The sequence below is a fragment of the Allobosea sp. P1_A7 genome (assembly GCF_056406775.1).
Genome location: NZ_JBFTZN010000138.1, coordinates 1 through 24,827 on the forward strand (window position 1 = coordinate 1; position 24,827 = coordinate 24,827).

24 protein-coding genes and 3 pseudogenes are annotated in these 24,827 nt (G+C 60.8%); 12 read left to right on the top strand and 15 right to left on the bottom strand.

The genetic code is table 11. The features are described 5' to 3' along the window. Together AC1D34_RS22165 and AC1D34_RS22170 are read right to left on the bottom strand one after the other, a co-directional pair. A pseudogene (locus tag AC1D34_RS22165) lies at positions 1-477 on the bottom strand (hypothetical protein); the annotation flags it as partial. Between the two features lie 20 nt (positions 478-497). Next, entirely contained in the window at positions 498-2,825 is a 2,328-nt protein-coding gene (locus AC1D34_RS22170) for a 4Fe-4S binding protein (RefSeq protein ID WP_476825345.1), read from the bottom strand. Positions 2,826-3,109: 284 nt separating this feature from the next. Between AC1D34_RS22170 and AC1D34_RS22175 the strand changes: the two genes are divergently transcribed. Continuing rightward, a complete protein-coding gene (locus AC1D34_RS22175) occupies positions 3,110-3,994 on the top strand; it encodes a ferritin-like domain-containing protein (protein WP_441508851.1) in 885 nt (294 codons plus the stop codon). 28 nt (positions 3,995-4,022) lie between these two features. Here AC1D34_RS22175 and AC1D34_RS22180 read toward each other — a convergent pair whose 3' ends face one another. From AC1D34_RS22180 to AC1D34_RS22195, 4 genes are all read right to left on the bottom strand, one after another. Beyond that, positions 4,023-5,120: a hypothetical protein gene (locus AC1D34_RS22180; protein ID WP_441508852.1), complete on the bottom strand. Its 1,098-nt coding sequence runs from the start codon at positions 5,118-5,120 to the stop codon at positions 4,023-4,025. A gap of 62 nt (positions 5,121-5,182) precedes the next feature. Next, a complete protein-coding gene (locus AC1D34_RS22185; protein WP_476825346.1) occupies positions 5,183-5,638 on the bottom strand; it encodes a pseudoazurin in 456 nt (151 codons plus the stop codon). A 218-nt stretch (positions 5,639-5,856) separates the two neighbouring features. Next, entirely contained in the window at positions 5,857-6,960 is a 1,104-nt protein-coding gene (locus AC1D34_RS22190) for an NnrS family protein (protein WP_441508861.1), read from the bottom strand. 98 nt (positions 6,961-7,058) lie between these two features. Then, entirely contained in the window at positions 7,059-7,340 is a 282-nt protein-coding gene (locus AC1D34_RS22195) for a DUF6455 family protein (RefSeq protein WP_441508854.1), read from the bottom strand. 645 nt (positions 7,341-7,985) lie between these two features. On the opposite strand from AC1D34_RS22195, the gene AC1D34_RS22200 reads away from it, so the two are divergent. The 6 genes and pseudogenes from AC1D34_RS22200 (at position 7,986) to AC1D34_RS22225 (ending at position 11,071) form a co-directional block, all read left to right on the top strand. Then, the gene (locus AC1D34_RS22200) at positions 7,986-8,414 is read left to right on the top strand and encodes an RrF2 family transcriptional regulator (RefSeq protein ID WP_441508855.1); all 429 of its coding nucleotides are present in this window, start codon (positions 7,986-7,988) and stop codon (positions 8,412-8,414) included. A gap of 58 nt (positions 8,415-8,472) precedes the next feature. After that, the gene (locus AC1D34_RS22205) at positions 8,473-8,934 is read left to right on the top strand and encodes a hypothetical protein (protein WP_441508856.1); all 462 of its coding nucleotides are present in this window, start codon (positions 8,473-8,475) and stop codon (positions 8,932-8,934) included. A gap of 733 nt (positions 8,935-9,667) precedes the next feature. Beyond that, a pseudogene (locus AC1D34_RS22210) lies at positions 9,668-9,891 on the top strand (DinB/UmuC family translesion DNA polymerase); the annotation flags it as partial. Between the two features lie 21 nt (positions 9,892-9,912). Next, entirely contained in the window at positions 9,913-10,158 is a 246-nt protein-coding gene (locus AC1D34_RS22215; RefSeq protein ID WP_476825358.1) for a DUF4113 domain-containing protein, read from the top strand. 26 nt (positions 10,159-10,184) lie between these two features. Beyond that, positions 10,185-10,451 carry a hypothetical protein gene (locus tag AC1D34_RS22220; RefSeq protein WP_476825347.1) on the top strand — a complete coding sequence of 89 codons (267 nt, stop codon included), beginning with the start codon at positions 10,185-10,187 and terminating at the stop codon, positions 10,449-10,451. A 371-nt stretch (positions 10,452-10,822) separates the two neighbouring features. Further along, positions 10,823-11,071 carry a hypothetical protein gene (locus tag AC1D34_RS22225; RefSeq protein ID WP_476825348.1) on the top strand — a complete coding sequence of 83 codons (249 nt, stop codon included), beginning with the start codon at positions 10,823-10,825 and terminating at the stop codon, positions 11,069-11,071. Between the two features lie 100 nt (positions 11,072-11,171). Here AC1D34_RS22225 and AC1D34_RS22230 read toward each other — a convergent pair whose 3' ends face one another. From AC1D34_RS22230 to AC1D34_RS22245, 4 genes are read right to left on the bottom strand one after another with little or no spacing between them, the layout of a single operon-like run. Further along, positions 11,172-11,765, bottom strand: coding sequence for an AbrB/MazE/SpoVT family DNA-binding domain-containing protein (locus AC1D34_RS22230; RefSeq protein WP_476825349.1), 594 nt, complete (start codon positions 11,763-11,765; stop codon positions 11,172-11,174). Then, positions 11,762-12,568, bottom strand: a complete 807-nt coding sequence (locus AC1D34_RS22235) for a metallophosphoesterase (RefSeq protein ID WP_476825350.1) — start codon at positions 12,566-12,568, stop codon at positions 11,762-11,764. Before AC1D34_RS22235 ends, AC1D34_RS22230 begins: the two co-directional genes overlap by 4 nt. Further along, the gene (locus AC1D34_RS22240; RefSeq protein WP_476825351.1) at positions 12,553-13,200 is read right to left on the bottom strand and encodes an HAD family hydrolase; all 648 of its coding nucleotides are present in this window, start codon (positions 13,198-13,200) and stop codon (positions 12,553-12,555) included. Before AC1D34_RS22240 ends, AC1D34_RS22235 begins: the two co-directional genes overlap by 16 nt. 9 nt (positions 13,201-13,209) lie before the next feature. Next, positions 13,210-13,674, bottom strand: a complete 465-nt coding sequence (locus AC1D34_RS22245; RefSeq protein ID WP_476825352.1) for a hypothetical protein — start codon at positions 13,672-13,674, stop codon at positions 13,210-13,212. 637 nt (positions 13,675-14,311) lie between these two features. Between AC1D34_RS22245 and AC1D34_RS22250 the strand changes: the two genes are divergently transcribed. After that, positions 14,312-14,611 (top strand): helix-turn-helix domain-containing protein, encoded by a 300-nt coding sequence (locus AC1D34_RS22250; protein WP_476825359.1) that lies wholly within the window; start codon positions 14,312-14,314, stop codon positions 14,609-14,611. Here the strand turns inward: AC1D34_RS22250 and gmtX are convergent. The 4 genes and pseudogenes from gmtX to AC1D34_RS22270 form a co-directional block, all read right to left on the bottom strand. Then, positions 14,528-15,118, bottom strand: a pseudogene (gene gmtX / locus AC1D34_RS22255) (gamma-mobile-trio protein GmtX); the annotation flags it as partial. The gene AC1D34_RS22250 and the pseudogene gmtX overlap by 84 nt on opposite strands. Beyond that, positions 15,115-17,745: a gamma-mobile-trio integrase GmtZ gene (gene gmtZ, locus AC1D34_RS22260; protein WP_476825353.1), complete on the bottom strand. Its 2,631-nt coding sequence runs from the start codon at positions 17,743-17,745 to the stop codon at positions 15,115-15,117. The pseudogene gmtX and the gene gmtZ, both read right to left, overlap by 4 nt. Then, positions 17,742-19,157, bottom strand: a complete 1,416-nt coding sequence (gmtY, locus tag AC1D34_RS22265; protein ID WP_476825354.1) for a gamma-mobile-trio recombinase GmtY — start codon at positions 19,155-19,157, stop codon at positions 17,742-17,744. The genes gmtZ and gmtY overlap by 4 nt, the downstream gene beginning before the upstream one ends. Positions 19,158-19,555: 398 nt before the next feature. Then, complete coding sequence (locus AC1D34_RS22270; RefSeq protein WP_441489205.1) at positions 19,556-20,641, bottom strand: TRAP transporter substrate-binding protein; 1,086 nt, start codon at positions 20,639-20,641, stop codon at positions 19,556-19,558. Positions 20,642-20,967: 326 nt separating this feature from the next. On the opposite strand from AC1D34_RS22270, the gene speB reads away from it, so the two are divergent. From speB to AC1D34_RS22285, 3 genes are all read left to right on the top strand, one after another. Next, positions 20,968-22,020, top strand: coding sequence for an agmatinase (gene speB, locus AC1D34_RS22275; protein WP_476825355.1), 1,053 nt, complete (start codon positions 20,968-20,970; stop codon positions 22,018-22,020). Further along, positions 22,017-22,502, top strand: coding sequence for an Lrp/AsnC family transcriptional regulator (locus AC1D34_RS22280; protein WP_476825356.1), 486 nt, complete (start codon positions 22,017-22,019; stop codon positions 22,500-22,502). Before speB ends, AC1D34_RS22280 begins: the two co-directional genes overlap by 4 nt. Positions 22,503-22,661: 159 nt before the next feature. Further along, entirely contained in the window at positions 22,662-23,906 is a 1,245-nt protein-coding gene (locus AC1D34_RS22285; RefSeq protein ID WP_476825360.1) for an MFS transporter, read from the top strand. Positions 23,907-23,936: 30 nt separating this feature from the next. On the opposite strand, the gene AC1D34_RS22290 is transcribed toward AC1D34_RS22285, so the two are convergent. Continuing rightward, positions 23,937-24,539, bottom strand: coding sequence for a TetR/AcrR family transcriptional regulator (locus AC1D34_RS22290; protein WP_441489203.1), 603 nt, complete (start codon positions 24,537-24,539; stop codon positions 23,937-23,939). A gap of 101 nt (positions 24,540-24,640) precedes the next feature. On the opposite strand from AC1D34_RS22290, the gene AC1D34_RS22295 reads away from it, so the two are divergent. After that, positions 24,641-24,827: hypothetical protein (locus tag AC1D34_RS22295; RefSeq protein WP_476825357.1), on the top strand; the 187-nt coding region annotated here is incomplete at its 3' end.

The following is a 24,827-nucleotide window of genomic DNA, read 5'->3' on the forward strand; positions in this document are numbered from 1 at the left end:
GTGCAGGTCCCCGTTGAGGTAGATGCCACCCTTGTCCTTGTGCAGGTCCCCGTTGAGGTAGATGCCACCCTTGTCCTTCAGGAAGTCGCGGCTTTCGGGGGTGAGCCCCTCCGTCAGGATCTTGAGGCTCTCATTGGTCTGCCCCCAACCCGTGGCGCTATCGCGGTTGAAGACCGGGATGCGCATCAGTTCGCGCATCGAAGGACAGCCGACAATGCGCACCTCGCCGCTCTGCCCGCTGGAGAAGAACACGTAGTACTCGTCAAGCTCACCCGGCTTGACCTCATACTTGTTGGCGACGGTCGGACGGACCACGGATTGCTGCGGGCGGGTCTGGGCCTCCGCCGTCGAGACCATGCCGCTCCGCGACAGACCAAGGCCTCCAGCCGTTCCCGCCGCCCCCGCAACGGCAACCGCAGCGGTCGTCCCCAGCATGTCGCGCCGGTTCAACCCCGTCTTCTTCTCATCTGTAGACATCTGAGCCTCCTTTACTTTGCTCATGACCGCGGCGTTGAGGGAGGCGCCGTAGCGGGCTTCCCAACCGGATTTCCCATATGCGTAATGATTGGCTTAGCTGGCCCCGCGCCGCCGTCTTTGTTCCCGCGCATAGAAGGAGACGTAAGTGCGTCCCGCTTCTCGCGCTTCAGGCGCACCTGGATCATATGCGGGCAACGATGATCGTCGTGGTACAGCTCCTGGCAATGCATGCAGTAGATGCACTCGTTGACGTTGATGTGGCCCTCGGGATGGATCGATTGCACCGGGCATTCTTTGGCACAGCGTTGGCAGGGCGAACCGCATTCKGGCCAGCGCTTCAGCCATTCAAAGGTTCGCATGCGCCCTGGAATGGCGAGCGCGGCTCCAAGCGGGCACAGGTAGCGGCAGAAAAATCGTTCGATGAACAGACCGGCCGTCAGGAGGGTCAAGGCGTAAATCACGAACGGCCAATCGCGGACGAATTTCAATACGATAGCTGTTTTGAAAGGCTCCACCTCGGCCACGACTTCCGCCAGGGCCACCGAATAGAGTGACAGCCCGAACAGGCCGAGAAAGATGATGTACTTGATCGGCCAGAGCCGCTCGTGCAGGCCCCACGGCACCTTGATCTGCGGAATTTTGAGCCACTGCGCGATATTGTTCGTGAGTTCCTGAAGTGCTCCAAACGGGCAGAGCCAGCCGCAGAACGGGCCTCGCCCCCAAAACAGCAATCCCGCGGCGATAGCCGCCCAAAGGATGAAGGTAAGAGGGGCCGCGAGGAAAAATTCCCAGCTAAAATGGGTCACCAGCGAGTTGGTAAAGGTGAGCACGTTCACGACGGAAAGCTGGGCATTCGCGTACCAACCCAGCCAGACGAGGGTGAACGTCAGGAAAGCAYGGCGTACCCAGCCAAACAGGGTCGGCCGGCTGACCAAAGACTCCTGGAAAAAGAAGATGCCGGTCAGGACCAGCAGGGCGGCCGCGGTTATCCCGATGGCCACCGAGTTCATCCGCCAAATTTTGAGCCACAAAGGCTCTTCAAGCTCGCTGGCATTGGGGGCGGCCCGGTCCAAAAGCACTGGCGCTTCAGCTGGAGTGACGCCCTGTGCCTTGGAAGGCGCCTGCACTGTGGACGAGTCCGCCGGGGATTTCGTTGCGAATGCCGGCGTCGCTGGTTCCGCGACMAGGTACTTTTCCGGTAGCGTGTAGCCGAGATCGAAGGTCAAGAATGCCTTGTTTCGTGCCCCCACATTGCGCTGAACCAGCAGTTGCAGTTGCCAAGGTTCCGCAAGATCAAGCTTGAATTCGTCCGGCAGGACGAACAGCGCGATCTCCCGCAGATCCGGCGCTCCCTCCGCTGCAAGAGCCCCTAACCGAGTGTGGTCACGGTCCCGAAACCTGRTGCTCTGGCCATCTTGCAACAGTTCGATGCGGTCAAAGATGCCACCACGAACATAGCCCGAGCCTTTGAAGGAGTAGGCTCCCTCGCCCGCTACGATAAGCGCCTGTTGTCCCGGCTTGAGCCGTGAGCGAAGCCGCTCGAAGCCGTCATCTCCGAGAAGGCTGCGACCAATGGTTGGGACGCTGACGGGCGCAAGATACAGGTCGATAAAGGTATCGCTGGCATCGCCCGGTTCAGGGTTGTCGGACGCCTCCTTGTTGCCCGCCCTGGAAAAAGCGTCGTTGATGTCGCCGATCGAAAGGGTAAGACGACGGACCGATCCATCGCCGAGCAGGGTTTGCCAGTCACGCAGCTCGCTTTTGCCGAGATCAATTCGCTTCACCGGCGGCGCTGCTGCAGCGCTCGCGGTTGTCGGCGCCCCCGTTCCGAGGCGACCGGTCCGGATCAACCGCACCGCAGAGCGCACCACGCTATCGCCCATCACGAGGACGGTCACCGTAGCGCCGCTCACGATTTCTGCCTGTGGCGCTCGATCGCTCCCTTCCGCGACCCGTTTCATGTCCTTGCCGATGAGCGTGTTAAGCGCATCGATGATGCGCCGCTCAGGGATCCCCACCAGAACGATGGGCTCCTTGTGCTCGACGAGCTTGACCGCAGTTACGATCCCGCCCGGATCAATGCCGACGAGCAGATTGATGGGCTTGCCGGAATAGCCGGTCGCATTGGTGACGTCGGAGTTGAGATAGACATACCCGAGCAGTTTGTTGCCCTGATATGTCGGCACGATCGGCGGGGTACCCTCAGGCTGACCGAAGCGGTCCGCACCCGGGAAAAACTCGGAGGGAAGCGCTTTCGGCAAAAACTCCTGAACGCGCCCTGCCGCGAGGGCGGGTAGCGCCGCACTCGCAAACCAAATCGACATGCCGAGGATCAACAGCAAACGCATGGTCCCCTCGAAGGAGCGGGCCGACATGCGGAGTTTGGTTGCACCTGTCTTTGACAACTGGGATCGTCCGATTTCGGCAGCTTCAACGAGCGTGCGAACGCCGACGCAGCGGCGCCGGCTCAGCGTTCGCGATTAAGTTCGAGGGTTGGTCCGACATTGATGTCCCAATTCCGGGCTCCTAATGCGCCGATCCGGAGGGCCATTCTTTGATCCAACGCAAATGCAAGCGTCTGATTAGGTGTTCAACGTGACCGGCCGGAGCGGTTCACCCCACGGAGGATGGAATGTCACTTCTAAAAGCGGAGCCGCCAGGTGCCGTAAAATCCCTGGAGGAGCTGTTCGCGATTGCATTCGCCATGGAGCAGGAAGCGGCGGCTCGTTATGACGAAATCGCTGAACGTATGCGCCGCGACGGAAATCTGGAGCTCGCGGCTGTCTTCGATCGGCTTGTGGCAGACGAGAACGGGCACCTCGCAAGGGTGGCGCGCTGGGCTCAGCAGCGGAGCGGCCATCCACCCGATGCAGCCCGAATCCGCTGGCAGATTCCGGAAACCTTTGACGACGAAAGCACGGGGACGACCGATCCCCGCCTTCTAAGCACCTACCGAATCCTCTCCATGGCGGTGCGGAACGAAGAACGAGCCTTTGCCTTCTGGAGTTACGTGGCGGCCCATGCTGATAGCGAAGACATACGTATAGCAGCGGAGAGTCTTGCCCACGAGGAACTTGAACACGTGGCGCTCCTTCGACGGGAACGCAGAAAGGCATTTCACGCTGACCGTAGCGTGAGACGCAATCCTCATCGCGATGGCGTACCTGCAGCTTCCGAAGCGGCTCCCCTTGAGCGTCACCTTGCCAACCTGCTCGATACAATGGCGTCGACAGAACGGCTCGAAACAAGCGCCGTTCTCCGCGACCTTGCGATCGAGGCTCGACGGTTGGCCGGAGAGCTTGATGATGCTTCCATCGTCATTCCGACCGAGAGCATCCCGATCGCAGCTCAGGGAGCCGCGATCGCAGTCGCAGAATTCCTCGTTGATCGCTATCTCGAAGCAGCCGATGGCGTTTCCGACGATAAGAAACTGATTTGCCTTCAGGCAATTGCAGGACGCGCCATCAAACGGCTCGCTTGGCTGAGGTCGGATTTGCCAGAATTGGAAGCATCCTGAGCAAATCCCGTTGCTCCCTCGAGGCCGCTCAAGTGCCGGCGGCAACTGCCTCCCGCACACGTCGGTCACGCAGGACATTCGTCCCTGCGGCGAGGGAAATCACGGTTCCCACAAGCGTCACGATCGTGAGCACGTCACTCCATTGACGCAGCGCGCCCGATTCCAGGACGTCCCCGACGGCGCGTATCGCCACCGACCCGTGCAATGCGACGAGCGGTAAGTAGAGCATTGGCTGATAGGTCCGTCGCCGGTAGTCGATTGCCGGCATCGCAATCAAGAGATGGCCAAGTCCAATCGAGAGAACAAACCCAATCAGCACGGCGTGAAGCGCGAGGTTATGTCCAGCCGGGGTTAATCCCGGCGGCAGCGCAACAAACGCTCCACCCGCAATGCCAAGCCAGGCGCTTCCAAGAAGTATGCAGGCAGCCGCGAACCTCGGTCGTCCAGCCACCTTCATGCTACGGCGGGCACCGTCGTATTTGAGAAACCAAACGTTCAAGACGATCAGGGCCACGCCGAATAGCGCCGCACCATTATCCGTCATCAAGCCGTTTTGAGCTCCGGCGCCAAGAAGGCCTGCCGCGAAGAAAATCAATGAGTCGCTGCCTCTCTGGGGCGAGGTTTCCGCAATCTTGCGGAGTCGCTCGCCAGCGACCGTCAGAACCAAGAAGGCAACCCACCAACCCTCCACGTCGGCCAGCGGATAATTTATCAGCCAGAGAAGGTTGCCCGTGAGCCACATTACCGCACCAATCAGCAATGTGCCGGTCGATATAGTGGGATTCGCGAGGGTTAGAAAAAGCGTGACGCTGCAAAGTACGGCGGCCGACAGGACATAGAACCCGGCGCCAACGTAGGGTGGAGCCCCCGCCAACAAGGCGAGAGTTCCAATTCCGGTGACCGCGGGCGCGATATAGGCCCAACGTTGCCCAACCGCGAAAGCGCGCTTCACTCCCAACAGCGTGCCAAAAAGCCCGGAAATGAGGAGCGGCCCGTGCAACAATCCTAGCGCCGATCCGGAGGGCAGATACCATCCGGATCGCTCCCAGCCTCCCGCCAATCCGGCGAGCAAGGCAAGGAGAGCGATTGCAAGGAAGCCATTCCGAACCAGGTTTCGGTATTGCATGGGACAGACCACTCGTATGGCGAAAATCCTGGTGCGGGATCCCCACCTAAGTCGCGATGAGCTTATTTCGCCGCGGCAAGATTCGAGGCCGCCTTTTCGAAGAGCGTCGCGAACACTTGCTTCGCCTTGCCGGGATGAGCAACGGCCTTCGCCTGATCTACGTTAGTCGGGTTGCCTACAACAACCATTCCGACCATGCCTATGCTGTAGTGCGGCTTGCATTTATACCCATACACGCCAGGCTTATCGAAGGTGATCGCCAACTCTTCGTTGACCTTTCCTACGAACGCTTTGCCTCCTTCTGGGAGCATGTTGTCGACGGTTTCGACATTGTGGCCCTTGTCGGCTGCAATGAACTTGACGGTGTCGCCTGGATTTATTCGGACGAGGGAGGGCTCAAACACCATGATGCCATCCGCGCTCTTGTTGAGCATTTTTACCTCAACCTCAGCCGCATTGGCTCCGCCCGCGATCATGAGCGCAGCCATCACCGCGCCCGACATGATGAGTTTCCGCATGATTGACTCCTACTGCGATACCGAGCGCCCACCACCCCTTGGGTTCGGTTGGCTGTGGCATAGCCGCCGGCGGTCCATTGCTGTTTGAGCTAGAGCAAAAACGCCGCGGATTGTGCTTCTGCTCGTTCGCAAGGCGGCTTCGGCCTTCGCCGACATGCTGTCGCGCCAGTTCCCTGTGCCGCGTCACCGGCGCCCCAGCAGCTCGTCACTGAAGGCGATCAGGAAGAAGGCGAAGGCCGCAATCCAGCTGCCCGCGGCAAGCACCAGCAAGAGCGGACGGTGCGCCCCCCCCACTCCGCAGGCAGCCGGATGACAGTCGCCGCTGACCCCGAGGCGAGCGCTATCGTCAACGCCGTCGAAGAGGCGAAGGGCTTGCGCGTCTGGCGACGGATCATGCTCGCCATGATCGCCAGGCTCGCGCCGCCGATGGCACCGATCGTCCAGACGTGAATGGCGGCGGCCTCGCCGATCGGTACAGGGCGGATGGTCCCGATGGCGAGAAGGCCAAAACCAAGCGCCGCCCAACCATAGGCGAGATGGAGCGCGAGGATTGCCGGGCAGGTCAGCACCCGCCGCGTCTGCCACCGTGCTAGGCGAGCGAACTGAGCGCAACTTGCCCCGGCGCTCAGGATCGCGGTCGCAGCGGTCATCGGCGCGAGCTGCCAAGCGCCGAGAGCGGCCGACGCCGTGATGCCCGCCGCCATTTCGCTCCACGCTGACTTAAGCCGACCGGCGGCCTCCCCCCGCGCCTCGAGATAGGCCACGGTCAGGGCGGGCGCGATCCGGCCAGCCATGATCAGCATCAACCCCAGGAGGGAGACGAGGCCGAGCCGCAGCCGGAAGCCAAAAGCTGGAGCGGCTGGCGCAGCCTCCGGCAGCATTGCTGCCGCGGCCAGCAGGAAGAGCAGCAGCGCGACCTTGATGTCGCGCCTCTTGCCTGCGGCCATCACCTGCCAGGCGACAATGACGGCCAGGACCAGGAGGAAAGTTCCCGACAGCAGTGCTGATCCGTCGACTAGCCAGACATGTGAGAAGCGCGCCGACAGCCACAGCGCGACGAGGCTCGCAAGCGCTGGAGCCGACAGGGTCGGTCGCCCCGTCCAGCGCGGCAAGGCCGTCAGCATGAAGCCAGCCAGTACGGCCGGCATCATGCCAAATAGTAGCGCCTCACGATGCCAAGCCGCGACAGAGGAACCCGCAGGAAGAATGGCTTCGCCGCCCGGCAGCCAAGGCCAGATCCCTGCGACAGCGTCGAGGCCCGCCAGCAGGAAGAATGGCCGAAACGGCTGCCGCGGCCACGAGGCGCGCGTCTGCGCCCACAGATGTCACGACATAGGCTCGTAGCTGAGTGATTCCGGGCCGGAGAGCGACCAGGACTTGTGGCCGAGGATAGCGCGAAACGCAGACCCGGGGCGTGACATCACGCCCCGATACGGTGCAGATAGGCTGCATTCGGGCAGAAGTCCGGCGCGACTTCCTTGCTGGCGCCATTGAGCCAGCTGCGGCATTCGCCGGCATGCGGGCAGTCAAGACACCGCCGCGCGGCGAGCGCGAAAGCGCTGCCTCGGCCTTCCCGAACCGCTGCTCCCAGATCGGCGCCGGAGCGCTCCATCATCTCGCCGAATAAATGCGCCTGCCGTTGAGCGCGCTCGAAGGCTGGCCAGGTCAGGAAACGGTCCCTAATCGAAAGTCCCGAAGGCATGGAATGCTCCCATCATATCGCAGGACAAACCACACGATAGCAGCCCGGCAATCCGGCTCGTTGATGCAGAGCAAGGAAGTCGCACATCACACAGCCGGGCTTCGGCAGTTTGCGGGAAAACAACGGAACTGCCCAACCTTTATCGATGCGGCTTCCATGCCTGCATCTCGGCCAACGATTCCGAGATCAGCCGCGATTGAACAAGCCGCGGTGGCACAGGGGTCCAAATCTTTTTTTGGCGGAGAAATCTCTCAACGCGCTTAACAGTCATTTATAATGAATCTTTTATTGTATAATGAGACTGGCAGAAGTCCTTCTTTTTGGCTGTGCAGAGCGATGGTCAACCAACCTCAGAACCTGTCGAAGGCCCCCAACGCCGACAGCACGTTGGTGCCTATGCTGATATGGGGCCTCGTCCTCATCGTCATTGGAATGGCTAGCGTTATGATCTTCGTCTAGCACGACGATGTATTCGGCATTGGCGGGAATAGTTCGCCGAATCAGGGAGCTGCGACGCGACCCGCCGAATTCGATACGCCGATCAGGACACCCCCCCGAAAAGCGGATCGTCGCGACGTGGCCTGCCTTTGACGGTAGCGGGTTGCGGGAAAATGAGCGGCAACTGGCCAGAAGTCGGAATGAACCATGCGATTGACGAGCTTCTCCGACTATTCGCTCAGAATCTTGATGTACGCGGCTGCGAAAAGCGAGCGTTTGATTACGATCGAGGAAACATCCTTGGCCTATGGCATCTCACGCGCGCATCTTATGAAGGTTGCCAATCTGCTCACGAAAGCCGGGTTCCTTCGAGCGGTCCGCGGGCGTTCGGGCGGTCTCGTCCTGGCGAGACTTCCAACAGAGATCGGGATCGGAGAGGTCTTACGCCTGACAGAGCCAGATTTTGCTCTGGTCGAGTGCTTCGGCAGCGGCAACGGCTGTCTGGTCACGTCGCGCTGTAGGCTCAAGGGCATTCTTCACGAGGCGCTTGCCGCTTTCCTCAGCACAATCGACCGTTACACCCTGGCCGATTTGATGCTGAGGCCTGAGGACTTCGGCATCCGGCCAGCCGCCTGACGCCACCAACGCTCCCAGTGGCTCCTAGAGCTTCGGCAGCGGGAAGGAGATACTGAGGGTGACGCGACTGGTATTCGATAAGGCTCTCTGCCTGGACGAGGACAGCCTGCGCGACGTTATTTTGGCATTTTGTGAGGGGCTGCGCGCCCACACCAGGTTGCGCAGACCGCTCGACCGAGTCGCAGGCAACCGCTGGTATGATTTTGAGGTCGGGCTCGAACATTTTCTGACGGCTCTTATCGCACGAACCGGCGATCATGGCGGCGGCCTACTGGCTTTGTACGAAGCGTTTCCAGCGTTGGCGCCCGAGCATGTGACCGATGCCCGTGACCTCTTCATGGAATCGGCGCTGACGATCCTGCCCCTTTACGCTGCCGCCTCGTTATCGGAGCTCGTCGATAGCGTCTGCGATCTGGCTCTACGCGCGCTGTGTCCGGCGACTGGAACACCCTTCACTCCGATAGCTCGCAGGATCAGGGACGCTGAGGAGGCACTTCGGATCGGAACTAGCCTAAGATAGGTGGCGTTTCGTCCGGCAGGGGGCGATAGCTCTTCCACGGCACGCTTGCCGGCCAACTCGTAGTCAGCAGGCCGCCGTCGGCGATGTTACCCGCGAGGCCAAGCACCCGTGGATTTTCGTCGCTTCCGACCGCATCCTCGTCCTCGATGCGCAGGTGCTGCAGGATGGGCGTCGGCGGGAAACGTCCGAATTTCTCAGGAGCATCTCTCGTCAGTGAGCATTCAAAGGTCTACGAGCAGTTCGCCCCAGACATCGAGATCTACTCGATCGACAAGAGCTTCCTCGACCTCACCCCGGTTGCACCAGAGCATCGCGAGGAGTTGGGCCGTCGAAATGGACCGGCATCCCCACTTGCGTCGGCATCGGCCCGACGAAGACACTGGCGAAGCTCGCAAACAAAATCGCGAAGAGCACGCCTCAGCTCGGCGGCATCTTCGACCTGACGAGCGCGGAACTCCGCCGGGAGTGGCTGCCGTTGATGCCGCTAGGGGACGTCTGGGGCATTGGCCGTGCCAGCCAGGCCAAGCTGACTGGCTTCGGCTGCAAGACGGCCGCTGATGTCGCTGCTCTCGATCCCAAGCTCGCTCGCCAGACGCTGACCGTCGTCGGCGAGCGGATCATCCAGGAGCTGCGCGGCCAGCCCTGCATCAACCTGGAAACCGTCGCACCCACTCGAAAGGGCTGTGCCGTCACCAGGTCGTTCTCCGGGCGGCGGATCGAAAGCCTCGAGATGATGCAGGAGGCCATCGCTGCCCATGCCACCCGTCTTGGCGAAAAGCTCCGGCATCATCGGTTGGCAACCGATCACGTTACGTCTTTTTCCACACCTCTCCGTTCGACAACGGCCCCTCGCGTTCGGTCTCGACAACGGTCGACTTCCCCGAGGCGAGCAACGACACCCTCGTYCTGGTCCGYGCRGCCAAGTGGGGAGCGCGRCGGATCTGGAAGCCGGGYTACCGCTACGCCAAGGCCGGCTTGATGACGGTCGACCTGGTGGCGCCGGAGATGTCCCAGCGAGCCCTGATCGGCGCCCTCGATCGCGAAAAGAGCGGCCGGCTGATGGAGGCCTTGGACGCGTGCAACAAGATGTACGGYCGTGGCGTTGTTTTTCCTGCAGCCGCTGGCATCGGTCGGCAGCAGAAGGCGTGGGTCACGAAATTCGAGATGCGTTCGCCGCGTTACACGACGCGGCTSGAMGAGGTTCCGGTTGTAGGGAGAGCGTGATGCCAGGCTTYARACATCASGTCGAAATGAAACTGGATGCCGCCGCTGCGCCGGAACGCCTGCGCAGGATCGAGAGCTGGTGTGGAGACTGGCAAATCGGCTTTCGCGTWCTCGACCGCTTTCCCGGTTCGGAGACGATCCGCATCGCATTCGAGGACCGAGGCCTGGCGCGTGCSTTCATCGGCCATTTCGGCGGAGTGCTCGTCGACGAGAATGAACTCGAAAGCGCCATAGCCGACGACTTCACAGCCGAGGACGCTTACGATCGCCTCGCCCGCGAGTATCCGGATTGAGCGACCGGCGCGATCATCCGACAACAGCGGACAGCAGGTATTTCATGGTCGCCGGCAGGTTGTGGCGGTCAACAAATCCGACCCTTTCGGCTGCGCGCCGTCATGAGCTTGTCGCCGATCTCATGGATGCTCGTCGCGCGGTGAAGGACGCCAAACGTAGAAATGGCGAATTCCATGTCGCCCGCGCCGCCGTCGAAGCAGCCAAGGTTGCGCTTGGTGAGCGGGGCCCTGTCTGGTGGGACGACGGCGCTCCGGACTTCAATCGGCACTTGGCCAAGAACACGCCTTACGCAGCCTGGGCTTCGCGATTGAACAAGTCCGCTAGGGAGGACTAAACTATGCGACTTCGTCCTGAGCGGCGGGAGGGCAGCATGCAGAAATTCGGCATCGCTGTGACCAACATTGTCGGCACCGCGGGGTCATTCGCGATCGACCTTCCACTCGAACCGTTCACGCTTAACGAGCGCCTGTTCGACATCGGGATATGGCTGAGTGACCACGAGATTTCGCATCAAGCTCGCATAATGATGCAGCCCGAGCACCAACGCATTCGCGTGAGTTTTCCCGACGCCAAAGACGCCATGGCCTTCAGCAAGCACTTTGGCACGCGCTTGAACTAGGCTCTTGCCGAGCGAGAGAAATCCCGGACATCAATCCGCGGCTGTAAAGCTGTACCGGTAGGGTCGTGCAGAGATCGAGTGGATCCCTCAGGAAGGCCGGTTACTGTTCAGGATCAGGATCTTGTGCCTGGGCATGAACCCGAGCGATTTCGATCGCACGCTCTCCGACGATCTTTGCCTCGACTTCGTCGCCTTCCCTAAGCGACAGCGCCTCAACAATAGCTTTCGGAAGCGAGATGAGCAGGCCATCCTCAGATGCAGCGACCCGCGCATTTACTGCAATGGGTGTGCCCGGCTCGGTCAGACGCGCTAATGCGAAGCGCCGCACCGCCTCCGTGAACTCACGATATTCGGCCTCTTTGAAGATCTGAACGCAACGGCTCTCGACGAAGCATGCGAAGAACGTCCGTCGAATGGCCTCAGTCGTCCAAAACTCAATATGCCCATCGAACGCAACCTCCTCGCCCTTGCTCGCTTGATCGGCCTCATCACGGACATCTCTCTCTGTGAAACTCTCTTCCTGTCCGTGGTCGATGGGCGAGGACCATGGATCGCGAACCAGCCGTCCATCCGCCGTGATCGTGTAGCGCTCCCCGAAGACCGCAACGAACGCTCGCGTGTGAAACACCGTGTCAGGCCCCAGATCGGAGGCATGCATCGGCATCTCGCACCGAATTTCGTCGTAGCCGCTCATTTCAGTGCTCCATCGACCTTAATGACACAGCGCGGATCGAAGCCTCTGTTCTCGCGATCCCGATGGAGGTTTGGATAACCGGCCTGATTTGCAAATAAGCGCGTTTTGCCAACACGGTAATCATGCGATCCGTGATCATGGCCGTGGATCCAAAGCTCAGGCTGATAGTGTTCAATCAGCGCGCTGAGGTCCGAAACGAATGCCGGCGAAAGGGAGCTTCCCTGGTGCCTCGGCTGGACCGATTGCGGGTGTGGCGCATGATGCGTCACCACGACGGTCGGCCCATCATGCCGCGTTGCTAGTTCGCTGCGAATGAAGGCGAGGTCGAGCCGGTGCTCGGCTGCCGCATGCCAAGGCATGAATCGGCTGTAGTGGCCGCTGTCCTCGCGGTATCGGATGAGGCGGTGGTCATTCAGTTCTTGGCCGGCCATGATCATCGAGGGCTTTGGGGTCCCAAGCAGTCGATAGTCGGTCCAAAGCGTGCAACCGATAAAGCGGACGCGATCGATTATGACAGTGCGTCGGTGCAGAAAATCGATACCGGCGTTTTCGGCTGGCGCAACCGCCTTAGCCAAGTTGCTCTTAATCTCGCTATTGTAAAATTCGTGGTTGCCAGCGACGTAGACGATTGGGCGGCCTCTGAGCGGTCCTTCCTCCCGTTGGCGCACCATCCAGTTGATTGCGTCAACGATGGGCTCGTGGATGTCACCTGCAAACACAGCGACGTCGAACTCCGGCATGGACGTCGGAAATTCGAAGGGGCCGAATTCCAGATGAAGGTCCGAGATCACGAGCAGACGCATTCGCAAACCCGCTCGAGTAGCTGATGAATCTCAGGCGGCTGCACTTCCTCAGCGGATATCCGGGGCTCTTCACGTCCGTTCACAGCGGCTTCGAACGCGTCGATTGTGATGGCGTGCATGCCGACGGACTTCGGCCCCAGGATATCTGCCTCTGGGGTGTCACCGATGAACAAGATCTGCTCGGCACGAAGGCCGAATTCCTCGCAAACGCAACGAAAGATTTCTGGCTGTGGCTTGATGAAGCCGACCTCAAACGAAAGGACGAGCGCGTCAGGAATGCCTGGGAGGATAGCTAGCAGCGGCTCTGCATAAGGCTGGGCCAGATTCGAGCAGACTCCGATGCGCAAGTCCGCCCGTCGGAGCGCTGCCCAAAACACCGCCATTCCGGGGCGCAGCTGGATAGAAGCACGCTCGGCATCAAGATCGAGTTCCAGTTCCCGCAAACGCGCCTCGCCGATCACTATGGCGAGTTCTTTGGCAACCTCTCGAAGGCTCAAGGGGCGGGTCAGAACGTCGACCGCACGGTGATCCGTTCCCTTTTCGTTCATCAGCTTTCGGAATGGACGGCGCTTATCGACGATTTCTACAAGCGTCCCGAACGCATCGAAACAGATTGCCCGGATTTCCGACATCAGGACCCGTCACTCCCACTTCAAGTTATCGTCGGTGTAGGGAGTGAAATCGCGATCGACGTCATTTGGACCGGGGCCGCCCTGAGTGAGGCCCATGAGATACCGACGAACGTTCATGATGTCCTCGACGCTACCCTCCTTCATGAGGCTCAAGGGCGTCTGGCCTTGATACGGTTGTCCCGTGATTGGACCACGGAGCCAGAGTGGTTCGTCCTCGGAGGTGTAAAGATATCCTGCAGCCTCGGCCGCTCCGACGACGGCAGTAATGCGTTCCCCTGTATCGCTGCTCATGACCAACGCCTCATTGGTCTGATTGATCGCGATCCAGCGTCTCAACTGCTCAACGGAACCGCACCGGAGAATGCGAACCTGATCATCCTCCAACAGTCGCCAACGATCGGCCACCCGCAAAAAATCTCCAAGGCTCGGGCGGCGTATGCGTCGCCACTCCTCAAGGCTGCGTGGCGCGCGCATGATCAACATTCCCCTCTGTTGGCGGACCACCAGTTGACACCCCGGGTCATCGGTCGCCTCCGCGAGATCTCGCGAAGGCTGTCAAGCGAGTGCTGTAAGTCCGCCGCGGCCGCCGATTGGGGATCATACTGTCAAGGTCGACGCAATTTTCAGACTGAAGAACGCGTTCCTCGAGCTTGACGATCTGCTGGCGAAGCGCAGCGATCTGCCAGTTTTCAACGGCGGATAACGTTGTCGCGTTCTGCTGGGAATAGCGAAGCCAGTCGCCCCCAATCCAATGGAATAAGAAAGCTTGGATCGAAGGCTTGCACGCCACAACCGTCCTCGTCGCGGTCCTATTGGTACGTGAATTGCCGCGGATGACCTCTGGCCTTAATCCGTGGAGGTCGCACCAGCGCTGAAAGCCATGCAGCCAGCGTTCGCGATCAGGGCGGGTCCCTGTCGCGCTAACAAGCAGTTCAAAACTAGCTACTCCAGGATCCATTCGGTCGATTGAGAATTCGAATTCCAAACCTGCAAATCCCATGAGCTTCTGTCGTTGATCGTCCACTGCAGCCGCCACCGAGAAGTTACCGGAAAGGTGATTTAGATACTATAATACCTAGCAACGCAAAACGCCCTCGGCTTCGGTCAGGGCATGGACGTGCGTCAGATACTGGGAAAAAACGTGCGCGTGCTCCGCACGACGGCGAAGCTTTCGCAAGAGGAGTTAGCTGTCCGTATGGGGGTGGAGCAAACTTACGTGAGTGGGATTGAGCGCGGAATGCGAAATCCCACCATAACCACTCTCAGCCGCGCGGCGGATGGCCGTAGCATAGCCGGGATCAAAGATCGTCCGCCCCTTCTCGTTGATGATTTCCCCCAGATCGATTTCTTGCCAACCCCGGCTTTCCAAGAAGTCGCGGGAGGTGGACCTTCGCAGCGCGAGTCTTTCTGATTCCGTCAACTGGGCTCCAGCTGGCTGAAGCATCAAGGGGTCTGCCCTGGGAGTGGAGACGACGTTTCCGCCCAATGGACGGCGGTCCACGATCAAGTGGGTGTTGGCCTTCAATGTGTTGAGCTGCGCCTTGAGCTTGTCCCGCTCGACGATGATCGCTTGCATCAGAGACCGGATAGCCGGATCCTGAATCCGCATTAAGTAGTCATTACTAGCAAGCACCTTGGCCTGCTTCGGCACGGGCGGRCCGACATAAGCTTGCCATGCATCGATGAGGGCCCTGTAGTCGGTAGATTGCGCATTGTACAGGGCCCGGCCCTTCAGGATTCCATCCGCTTCACAGTGCTTACCGATCGCTGCGATCGAGAAATCCCGCGAGCCGACTTGGTGCTGTCGGCGGCAGATTTCATTTATGGCGGTCAAATTGCGCAGCCGTTGCGAGCGACCGCCTTTTGCCAGCAGCGAATCCAACACCTCATCGGGATGGATCGAGGTTTGCGGGATCATCGGCCAATTCCGACCAAAGTGATACCCGCACCTGGAGCTGAAGAGAGGCCCGTCCCAGTCGGCAGCAATCCAGTGAGGTCAACCCCCAAATATTGGCTGAGGCGCTCTCCAGCGTCCATGATCTCGATCACACGGCGCTCCCCGAGGGCAGGGTTTCCGGGGTCCATTTGTTTGGCAAGTCGGCGCATAAAGGCGTTGCCCGCGCGCAACTGTTCCTCCTCCGAGAGCTRCATGAAAATGGGCRGAAGCTCGTCACGGTAGAGAGCAGCATCAAGGAGTTGGCCGCGTCGGATAACAGCCTTGCCGGGTTCCAAGTCAGGATAAATCTCGGCATCTTGGCACACCAGCGACAGCTGTAGGAGTTCCGACTCAGTTTCCTCAAAGACGATTTGCACTTCAAGTGCTGTCCCCGCTGCCACCAGGGTAGTTCCATTGCCCATCGGCTTATCGAGAGCGGCCTTGCAGCGCTCGATAAGCCGCCAGCAAGCGACTAAGTCTTCGGCCAAATCGCTGAAGCGCTTCATGGCGGTTTCCCAAATACGCTCGGCTTGGCGCACAGCACCTTGCTCGGCGAAGGGACGACCCTCAGCTTCTACCGCGGCCTTCTCGCGCTTGAGTTTCTGCAATTTGGTTTCATGTGAAAGGCAAGCATTGCGTGCCTCGTCGAAGTGAAACGCGAGGTTATTGAAATGAGCAGCCAGGGCCGGCAGATGATGCGGCTCGGTGACAAACCAGCGACAGCGAACGCAGTTGCGGCTTCCGCCCGGCACAGGGCCGTGCCTAGGGTTCAGGCCACCGTTGCCGGCCATCATTTCCCCGCCATTGAAACAGCCGCCAATGGCGCGATTTCCCTCTAATTCGCTGGTATTTCCACCGACGAGGCAAAGACCGTGGTGCATGGCCATCCAACCCGCAGGATTACGGTTTGCCGGATGTTCCGGGACAACCGCTGCAAGGCTCGATGAGCTGTTGCAAATTGCCTCCTGGAGCATCGTTTCATACTCAGTATCGAGCAGGAAGTTATGGATGCTCGCGTCTTTGCGTGCTTCAAGCCGCTCCGCCGCCCCGGCCAAGGCATCGCGGATATAAGTCGCTCCCACTTTGGTGTAATAGAGAGTCATAAGGAGCCTGCTGTGCCCAACGAGCTTCTGTAAAACAGGGAACGGGACCTGGCCTTCAAGCGCCAGCGCCGTCACCAGCGAAACGCGTAGACTGTGCAGAGGGTAGTAAGTGGTCTTGCCGAGATTGTTCTTTTCGGCCGGTGGCACGAGCCGAATGGGCGATCCACTGGAATGAGTTTCGCCCCGAGCAGCAAAGCGGCTCTCCAGTGCCTTCAGCAGTTCGAACCAGGGTCCAGAGAGGGTGCCTTCGCCAACGGGCAGGTGATGTTCGCCCGAGGATCCTTCGGCTAAACGAAACAGGAAGCAGGTATCAGGATACCCCGCTAGTTGTATCGCGCTCTTAGCTGTTATGTGACGCCCGTCTAAATCCGTCCAGGACGTACGATGGGGGATTGGATTGTACTTGCTCTGCCAGTTGCGCAGCTTCTCGAGCCAATAAAAGACATCGAGATGCACCGGACCGCCTTCGATCCAAGGTAGGACGTAGCCCTTCTCAGCACCCGAGCGGTTGATGTCGGCGGTCTTGTTTGTGTTAATGTATAGTACCGTTGAGACTTCATCACCGTCACTGATTGGCCGGCTGCGGCGAAAGACGCCCTGTTGCAGAGGCTGGCGCTCGCTCCCGTGCATGAGATGCTGAGTATGCGGATGAGTGTTGAGCTGCCAGCCACCAGATTGCCCCTTGTCTGTTGAATCATAGCGCCAAGTGTCAGCCTCACCCGAATCCAGCATTCGTACCTGATAGGTGCGGAGTGGCAGGAGGAGTTTGACGAGCAGGCAAACCCAGCRCACCGGGCTCCACATTTCCAGCACATCCCCATCGCGGTGATTGGGCCGCGGTCGAACGCGCCAGACACAATCTGGGTCATTTCGATCGATTCGGTCGGCGGTGATCTCGAACCAGTCTGGAGCTGTTCGCCCGCGAGTTCCGATTTCCGCACCAAGAGACGTCTGCGCCCATGTCCAATTCCGAAAGTGAGGCCCCTCGGCGAGCATCTGCCGCAGTTCGTCGATGTAACCGTAGGGCAGCGGAGAAAATACACTTTCATCGCGCCGCGGAAAGCGATCTCTAGAGCGTCGAGGGACGGGGTTGTGAAAAATAGGCAAAATACACGGCTGCCCGAAATCATCAATCTCGCTGTATTCGCGGAGTAGAACAAAATTCAAGAAATCGCTGATATGATTATTATACATAATTCCATGCCTCGAATCCGGGCAAGATGTCGCGAAGAAATCAGGTAACCGCTCGCTTCTCGCAAATAATACGCTGGGATCGGTCGGTAGATTTTGACCAATTAGGTACATTTTAAAGAAGCTGACCAGAGCTTGGAGGCGGTTCTCAAGTCCTCGAGACTCGCCTTTGAGCCAGTCAACGGCAAAGGAGCGCCAAACACTCAGATGGGGATACTCGCGCCCTACCCAGTCCAGCTCCAGATCACTGCTCCGCTTTTTACCTATTTTCTTATGACTAAAGGTAAGCGACTTTATTGGGCGGCTCTGGATCATGCCTTCACTTCGTCCTTCCTCCGAACGCTCTGGCCCCCGTTCAACAGCAGTGGCGAGGCTGACGAGCTTGTCGTTGCACTCAAGCGCTGGGCTGCGGCTAATAGTTCAGTCCGCAACTCTCGCGTGGTGGGCTGGGTGTAGATTTCCTGACTCTCGAGTGAGGCGTGGTGCATGAAACGACGGATAAGTGCCTTTTCGAGTCCGGCCTTGCGCAGGCGCTGCCCGTACGCATGCCGGTGCCCATGCGGCGTGGTGCCGAGCCACTTGCTGACCCGTAACCCGATGCGCTCGCAAGCTGCGGCATGAGCTTTGTTATATTGGCTCAGGCAATACATCCCTCCGAGCGGTGCGCGTCGCAGGTTAACGAAGGCGAAAGGATGGGGCCGGTCGAGGCACGCAACGGCCTCAAGATACTTGTACCACCACTGTAGGAAGAGTTCGCCGTATTCGGGCAGGAACCAGTAGGCCTGCTTATAGTATGGACCGTCGTGTATGCCCCCTTTCCAACCCGCAGCCCGACTGTCGAGAAATTGCGTCCGCGGCACGAGGCCGAACTTTTCACGCAGATATGCGGCGCGGTTGCCCTCGCGCGGCCTACCAAGTTCATCGCACCAGTCGGCTGGCGCCATGCCTTCGAAGGGATGATGGATCAACACCATCGCTTGGCTGGTATTGGCGGGATCGGGAAAGACATCTCCCACGTAGAGATGGAAGGGCTCAGACTCCCGAAAGCCGGCTCCATGCAACAGCAGAGTAATCAAAATGTTGCGATAATCCGGCCGTGAGCCTGCCCTAAAGCCCCTCGTGAGCAAATCCATGAAGTACTCTTCGGGGAAGGCTGGTGGTTCTCCTTGGGCGACTTTAGGGACCCGTGCAGCGCGAACCCGGCGCCCTGCCTTCTTTGGTGTAGAGTTCGCAGGCCAAATGTGGCCCAGGAAAGCACGGTCGCGGCGAAACTGATAGGCAGCTTCGTCGCAGAGGCGATCATAGAGCCCACCCGAATAGCGAGGATTGACGGTCGCCACGCCGGGTCGCATCTCACTGAGCCAATCAAAGAAGTCCGTGAGATGGGTAATTATATGGCTAGCATCCACTGCCGACCGCGCGCGCCAGGCTAGCCCACTAGGATCCAAGCCGGTTTGGCGATCGAAGGTGCCTGTGTATAGGCGCTGCGCGAAGTTCTGGAACAAATGATAGCTGTCCCGCTGAAGCGGGTTGATCTGAATGTACTCAAGAAACATGCGCATCGAGCGCGCGACCTTAGCCATCCAGGCAAGACTGCGGTCGTGGCTGCGAGCCAGAAAATAGTCCAGCAACGGCTCGAGCACTCCAGCAGGCGTCATGAGGCCCGGAATCTCGGTGTAGGCACCGGACTCGTCGGTGAAGACGCGCGCCTTCACGGTCACAAACATTGGAGCGTCCTTTCTAGCAAGTCGGCGAAGCGACCCGCCGCAGCGACAGCCATCACGATGGTGGGTCTTTCAAGCATCACACTTCAACCTGCCACGATCCAATTCCCATCTGAAGGCGCAGCCGCCCCGGCCGAGCAACCCTGACCAGCTCAGCCGGGGCAACTGCTCGCGTCAGCCAAACACAACTCGTGCTCCTCCTACTTTTCCTCGAATCATAGTATGCACATTTATGATTAAGCTTCTAGCCAAGCTCTGCAAGAAAAAGCCCCTCTGAGAGGGGCTTTGTTAGATTTTTGGCCCTGAGCCCACCAACTATGTATCAAAGGTTGGGTGGAATAACTTGCGCCGGGCTTTCGCGTTGATCTCGACCGAGAAGATCTCGGTCGATGCTGCCGATCTCAGCGCGCGCGCGAACGCACCTGGAAGACGTCGAAGGTCAGTTCCGCGACCTGCCACCAGAGATACTGGTCCGAGCGGAAAGCGGTCATCGTATCGATGGCCTTCTTGAAGTCCGGGTTCTTGGCCGAGATCTCGGCGTAGAGTTCGTTCGTGGCCTTGAGGCTGGCTTCGAGGATCTCCTGCGAGAACGGGCGCAGCTGCGTGCCGGCACCGACCAGGCGCTTCAGCGCCGGCGGGTTCACGACATCATAACGCGCGCCCATCTGCGTGTTGGCATAGGTGCAGGCGGCGGTCAGGGCTGCCTGGTAGGCCTTGGGAAGGGCGTTCCACTTCTCCAGGTTGACGAAGGCATGGACCGTCGGCCCGCCTTCCCAGAAGCCCGGATAGTAGTAGTACGGCGCGACCTTGGAGAAGCCGAGCTTCTCGTCGTCATAGGGGCCGACCCACTCGGCGCCGTCGATCGTGCCCTTTTCCAGCGCCGGATAGATGTCGCCACCGGCGAGCTGCTGCGGCACGACGCCGAGCTTGGCCAGAACCTGGCCGGCGATACCGCCGATGCGCATTTTCAGGCCCTGAAGATCGGCAACGGTCTTGAATTCCTTGCGGAACCAGCCGCCCATCTGCGCGCCGGTATTGCCGCAGGGCAGGCCGTAGATGTTGAACTTCTTGAAGAACTCGTTGAACAGCTCATTGCCGCCGTTCTGATAGAGCCAGGCATTCTGCATGCGGGCGTTGAGACCAAACGGCACCGATGCGGGAATCGCGAAGGTCGGATCCTTGCCGACATAGTAATAAGAGACGGTGTGCGCCATCTCGATCGTGCCGTTGGTGACGGCATCCGCCGCCTGCAGGCCGGGAACGATTTCGCCCGCCGCGAAGACCTGGATCTGGAAATTGCCGTCGGTCAGTTCGGAGACCATCTTGGCCATGATCTCGGCGCCGGCATAGATCGTGTCGAGAGACTTCGGGAAGCTCGACGCCAGGCGCCATTTCACTTCCGGTTTCGACTGCGCAACGGCCGGCATGGCGACAGCGGAGGCCGCAGCGCCAGCAGTGGCGGCCTGAATAAATTGACGACGCTTCATGATGGACATCTCCTCGGATTTCGACTTTGCGATGCGCAGGCGGGTTCGGTCCCGTTACGGCGAAGTTTCAAGGATCATTCTGGCTAGGAATGCAGTCGATCTTGCGGGCATGTTTGGTTGATCCAAACTTTCATTCCTGCCGCCGATCCGCGCCTGCACAAGATTTGCGCAGCTCTCCCCAAACATCGCATCACCGTCAACCAACCCAGACGCCTCGACAATTGCGCTCAAGGCATGGCACGGCTGCACACGAAGCGCATGGTACTTTCGCGGGGCCCGGTCAACCTCCGATCGCGCAATGCAGWCAAATTGATGAGAGACGCGACATGGATCAGGACAAACTCGCCAGGCTGAGAGCCCGCTATGCCGGCGCGAGCGGGGGCGACATCCACGACCCGCGCTTCGCCAAGGTCGCTGCCGACCAGTTCAAGGGCGACCGTCGGAAATGGCCCTTCTCCGACGTTGCGACCTTCATCAGCGCGCCCTACCAGCCCGATGCACTGAGCAAGCCCGATCTCGGCGGGCTCGACGTCGCGATCATTGGCCTGCCGATGGATCTCGGCGTCACGAACCGTGCCGGCACGCGGCTGGGGCCGGGTGCGGTCCGCGCCGTCGAGCGCATGGGGCCGATGGATCACGTCACCGGCATGGCACCCTTCGGCCAGCTCAAGGTTGCCGATATCGGCGACGTGCCCTTCCGCTCGCGCTATTCGCTCGAGAGTTGCCACGAGGATATCGAAGCGACTTTCAAGACGATCGTGAAGGCCGGCGTCTCGACGCTTGCGGTCGGTGGCGACCATTCGATCACCTATCCGATCCTCAAGGCTGTCGGCGAGAAGCGCCCGGTCGGCATGGTTCATATCGACGCGCATTGCGACACGTCCGGGCCCTATGAAGGCTCGAAATTCCATCATGGCGGGCCATTCCGGCAGGCCGTGCTCGATGGTGTGCTCGATCCCGAACGTGTCATCCAGATCGGCATCCGCGGCGGCGCCGAGTATCTCTGGGAGTTCTCCTACGAGTCCGGCATGACCGTGATCCATGCCGATGAGGTCGACCGCATGGGGCTCGATGCGGTGATCGCAAAGGCGCTTGCCGTGATCGGCGACGGGCCGACCTATGTCTCCTTCGATGTCGATTCGCTCGACCCGGCCTTCGCGCCCGGCACCGGCACGCCCGAGGTCGGCGGCTTGACGCCGCGCGAGGCCCTTGCGATCCTGCGCGGCCTCAAGGGCCGCGATATCGTCGCGGCTGACGTGGTTGAAGTCGCGCCGCAATATGACGCGACCTCGAATACGGCCCAATGCGCGGCGCAGGTCCTGTTCGCCGAACTCTGCCTGATCGCCGAGGCGCGCGCTGCCGGCAAGGGCAGGCCGTGAAACGCAAGGCCGTCCAGCTCGACGCGATCGACCGCAGGATCGTCACGATCCTGCGCGCGGAGGGCCGCATCACCAATCAGGCGCTCTCGGAGCGGGTCGGCTTGTCCGCCCGCCCCTGCCTCGAGCGCGTGCGCAAGCTCGAAGCCTCGGGGCTGATCCTCGGCTATGGCGCGAGGCTGTCGCCGGAGATCGCGGGCCACGCCATCGTCGCCTTCGCGCAGATCTCGCTGCGCGCCCGCTCGGTCGGGCGGCGCGAACGGGTCGAGAAGGTCTTGAGGGCCTGCCCGGACGTGGTCGAGGTGCAGGTGGTCAGCGGCGAGGCGGATTATCTTGCCCGCATCGTCGCGGATTCACTGGYGGAATATGAGGAACTGACGGGGACCTGGCTGGCCGATGCGCAGCTCGGCGTGGCCAAGATTGCCACCACCTTCGCACTGAAGGCGCTGAAGGACTTCGACGGATACCCCCTGGCGGAGCAGTAAGCAGCGGAGCGGGCGCCATGTCCTGAATTCATGGCGCCCTGCCCCACGCGCGATCGAGCCCTTGAGCTCTTGCGCCGAACGCATGTCGGAGACAATATATTGCAGCGCAGCGTGAACATCGCGCCGCAGCATCACGCCTTCATCACCCGGACGAATTCCATGACCTCCTCCAGCACGGGAGCGGCTGTCGCGCGCCCAGCAGGATCGCTTGCCGCGCCGGCTCAACGCACCAGCCTCGTTCTGTTCGCATTGGCGATGGGTGGCTTCGCCATCGGGACGGCCGAATTCGCGGTCATGAGCCTGCTGCCCTATTTCTCGGTCGGTCTGGGCGTCGACGGGCCGACCGCCGGGCACGTGATCAGCGCCTATGCGCTCGGCGTCGTTGCCGGCGCCCCCGTCATCGCAGTGCTCGCGGCAAAACTCTCGCGGCGGACGCTGCTGATCGGGCTGATGGCGGCCTTCGCCATCACCAACGGCTTGAGCGCGCTTGCTCCCACCTATGGCTGGATGCTCGTCTTCCGCTTTCTCAGCGGCCTGCCGCACGGCGCCTATTTCGGCGTCGCAGCCCTGGTCGCCGCCTCGCTGGTGCCGAAGAACCGGCGTTCGCAGGCGGTCGCTCGCGTCATGCTGGGGCTGACGATCTCCACCATTCTCGGCGTGCCCCTCGCCAACTGGCTGGGCCTCGCGCTCGGCTGGCGCTGGGGCTTTGGCGTCGTTGCGGCCTTGGCCCTCCTCACCGTCATTCTGGTCGCGGCTTTCGCGCCGAAGGACAGGCCGCAGCCTGGGGCGAGCCCGCTGCGCGAACTCGGCGCGCTTCGGCACCGGCAGGTCTGGCTGACGCTGGCGATCGGCGCGATCGGCTTCGGCGGCATGTTCGCGGTCTACACCTATGTCGCCTCGACCCTGATGGAGGTCACGCATGTCGCGCCGGGCATGGTGCCGGTCGTGCTCGCCATCTTCGGGCTCGGCATGACCGTTGGCACGCTCGTCAGTGCCTGGGCGGCGGACCGGGCTCTGATGCCGTCGGTCGGTGGCATCATGCTCTGGAGCGCGGCCTCGCTCGCCCTGTTTCCGCTCGCCGCCGGCAATATCTGGACCGTCTCGATCGTGGTCTTCATGATCGGCTGCGGCGGCGGGCTTGGCACGCCTCTGCAAACCCGGCTGATGGATGTCGCGGAGGACGCGCAAACCCTCGCTGCCGCGTTGAACCACAGCGCCTTCAACCTCGCCAATGCGCTCGGCCCCCTGCTCGCCGGCATGGCGATTGCCTCCGGCTATGGCTGGRCCTCGACGGGCTGGGTCGGCAGCGCGCTCGCGCTCGGTGGCTTCGCGATCTGGCTGCTGACGCTGTGGGACATGCAGGCCAGCAAGGCAGGCAGGGCAACGCTCGTCCCGGGCGAATAACGTCTCCAATAAACCCCTGCCAGCGTCCCGTCAGCGGGACGCTGGCGCTGCGATCAGACTCATGGCCGCAGGAATGGCCGCGCGCCCCTCGTCGAGGCGGTCGGTCAGGACATAGTACCAGTTGAAGCCGATATAGAGCGCGAGCCGCGTCTCGATCTCGCTTTCGGCAATCTCGCCTCGCCCGGCCGCCGCGGTGAAGAGCTTGCTCAGGTGCAGTGTCCGCTTCGGCAGGAATTTCAGGCGCAGGGCGTCGAGAGCGGCGCTGTTCGATTGGGCTTCGGCGATGAGGGCGCGAAAGGTCCGGCCTGATGGTGTCGCCGACCAGAAGTCCCACAGCCCCTCGGTATAGGCGACCAGGTCCCCCGTCAGGTCCCCCGTCATMGGCTGCGTCAGCATAGACGCCTTCTCGGCGTCATAGACGTCCATGAGCAGATCGGCGCGCGTCTTCCACCACCGATAGATCGTCGGCTTGCCGGCACCGGCGCGCCGGGAGACGGCGTCGATCGAGAAACCCGCATAGCCCCCTTCGGCCAGCACGGCGCGGGCCGCGGCGAGAATCGCAGCCTCAGAGGCCGGACTGCGCTTGGCCCCAATCGAGGCGCGCCGTGGCGTGGGCTGATCGATCCCGCTCATGAGTGACGACGCAACTCCTTTATGTCATCCGCCTCTTGCATAACGAAACGGGCCGTGCATATCAATATATCGAAACGGTACGTTTCGTTTTGGAGAAGACCATGTCTCAATCGTCATCACTCCCCGGCATCCTCGCCAGACTTCGCTTCCTGGGCACGCTCATGGTCGGCGCCTATCTCCTCATCAACGCCCTGCTGAGCCTGCTTGCTCCCCTGACGGCCGGCTGGTCGACCTGGTCGGTCACCGCGCTGGCCGTGCCGCCCATGGTGCTCGGCATGGTCTATCTCG

Excerpts from the sequence above, each read along its gene's own strand:
- AC1D34_RS22250 (WP_476825359.1), top strand. The coding sequence starts at position 14,312 with ATGGACGTGCGTCAGATACTGGGAAAAAACGTGCGCGTGCTCCGCACG.
- gmtY (WP_476825354.1), bottom strand. The coding sequence starts at position 19,157 with ATGTTTGTGACCGTGAAGGCGCGCGTCTTCACCGACGAGTCCGGTGCC.
- AC1D34_RS22180 (WP_441508852.1), bottom strand. The coding sequence starts at position 5,120 with ATGCAATACCGAAACCTGGTTCGGAATGGCTTCCTTGCAATCGCTCTC.
- AC1D34_RS22270 (WP_441489205.1), bottom strand. The coding sequence starts at position 20,641 with ATGAAGCGTCGTCAATTTATTCAGGCCGCCACTGCTGGCGCTGCGGCC.
- AC1D34_RS22240 (WP_476825351.1), bottom strand. The coding sequence starts at position 13,200 with ATGTCGGAAATCCGGGCAATCTGTTTCGATGCGTTCGGGACGCTTGTA.
- speB (WP_476825355.1), top strand. The coding sequence starts at position 20,968 with ATGGATCAGGACAAACTCGCCAGGCTGAGAGCCCGCTATGCCGGCGCG.
- AC1D34_RS22225 (WP_476825348.1), top strand. The coding sequence starts at position 10,823 with ATGCAGAAATTCGGCATCGCTGTGACCAACATTGTCGGCACCGCGGGG.
- AC1D34_RS22230 (WP_476825349.1), bottom strand. The coding sequence starts at position 11,765 with ATGAGCGGCTACGACGAAATTCGGTGCGAGATGCCGATGCATGCCTCC.
- AC1D34_RS22245 (WP_476825352.1), bottom strand. The coding sequence starts at position 13,674 with ATGCGCGCGCCACGCAGCCTTGAGGAGTGGCGACGCATACGCCGCCCG.
- AC1D34_RS22195 (WP_441508854.1), bottom strand. The coding sequence starts at position 7,340 with ATGCCTTCGGGACTTTCGATTAGGGACCGTTTCCTGACCTGGCCAGCC.
- AC1D34_RS22185 (WP_476825346.1), bottom strand. The coding sequence starts at position 5,638 with ATGCGGAAACTCATCATGTCGGGCGCGGTGATGGCTGCGCTCATGATC.
- AC1D34_RS22175 (WP_441508851.1), top strand. The coding sequence starts at position 3,110 with ATGTCACTTCTAAAAGCGGAGCCGCCAGGTGCCGTAAAATCCCTGGAG.
- AC1D34_RS22235 (WP_476825350.1), bottom strand. The coding sequence starts at position 12,568 with ATGCGTCTGCTCGTGATCTCGGACCTTCATCTGGAATTCGGCCCCTTC.
- AC1D34_RS22200 (WP_441508855.1), top strand. The coding sequence starts at position 7,986 with ATGCGATTGACGAGCTTCTCCGACTATTCGCTCAGAATCTTGATGTAC.